At 67.5% G+C, this 1027-nt stretch carries 1 protein-coding gene; it reads left to right on the forward strand.

Features of this window, described 5'->3' with window-relative positions; all coding sequences use genetic code 11:
* Positions 1 to 111: 111 nt before the first annotated feature.
* The coding region (locus AACR77_RS19565; protein WP_042881720.1) for a DEAD/DEAH box helicase at positions 112 to 1027 on the forward strand (916 nt) is incomplete at its 3' end.

A 1027-nucleotide genomic window follows, 5' to 3' on the forward strand; every position in this document is an offset into this window, starting at 1 on the left:
GTGTTGCACCTGACGCTTCCTGCCCCTGCCCGGCAGGGGCGCTTACGATGGCCGGGAGGCTGTGGCAGAATGGACCCCTTTTCAGAAGTGTCACAGAAGGTGCCCATCGCTTTGTCTTCCCTCCCCATCGTCCCGGTGTTGCACGAACTCTTTGCAGCCCTCGACAGCCATACCAGCGTGATCCTGCAGGCGCCCCCCGGCGCTGGCAAATCGACCCTGCTGCCCCTGGAGCTGGTGCGCCAGCACCGGCTGCCCGGGCGCATCATCATGCTGGAGCCCAGGCGCCTCGCGGCGCGCAACATCGCGAGCTTCCTCGCGCGTCAGCTGGGGGAGAAGGTGGGCGAGCGCATCGGCCTGCGAGTGCGCGGGGAGAGCCGCACCAGCAGCCAGACCCGGCTCGAGATCGTGACCGAGGGGGTGCTGACCCGGATGCTGCAGCAGGATCCTGAGCTCACCGGCGTGTCGCTCGTCATCTTTGACGAGTTCCACGAGCGCAGCCTGCACGCCGATACCGCGCTGGCCTTCGCCATCGAAAGCCAGCAGGGGTTGCGTGATGATCTCAAGCTCTTGGTGATGTCCGCCACCCTGGATGGCATGGCCCTGGAGCGCCTGCTGCCAGGCGCCCCCGTAGTGCGCTCCGAGGGGCGCGGCTTTCCCATCGAGTACCACTATCGCCCCGCCAATCGCCAGCAGTGGCTGGAGCCCCAGGTTGGCGCCGTGGTGCTGGAGGCGCTCGCCAGTCAGGCTGGCAGTGCCCTGGTGTTCCTGCCGGGACAGGGGGAGATAGAGCGGCTGGCACAGTGGCTGGAAGGGCGGTTGCCAGGGGATGTGACCCTGGCTCCCCTCTATGGCCGTCTTGACCTCGCGGCCCAGCAAGCGGCCATCGAGCCTGCGCCTGCGGGTCGTCGCAAGCTGGTGCTCACCACCAACGTGGCGGAGACCTCCCTCACCATCGAGGGGATCTCCGTGGTCATCGACAGCGGACTGGAGCGGCGCGCCACCTTCGATATCAAGAGCGGCGTCACCC

Origin of the sequence: Aeromonas sp. ZOR0002 (assembly GCF_963866995.1) — a bacterium.
Lineage (GTDB): Bacteria > Pseudomonadota > Gammaproteobacteria > Enterobacterales > Aeromonadaceae > Aeromonas > Aeromonas caviae.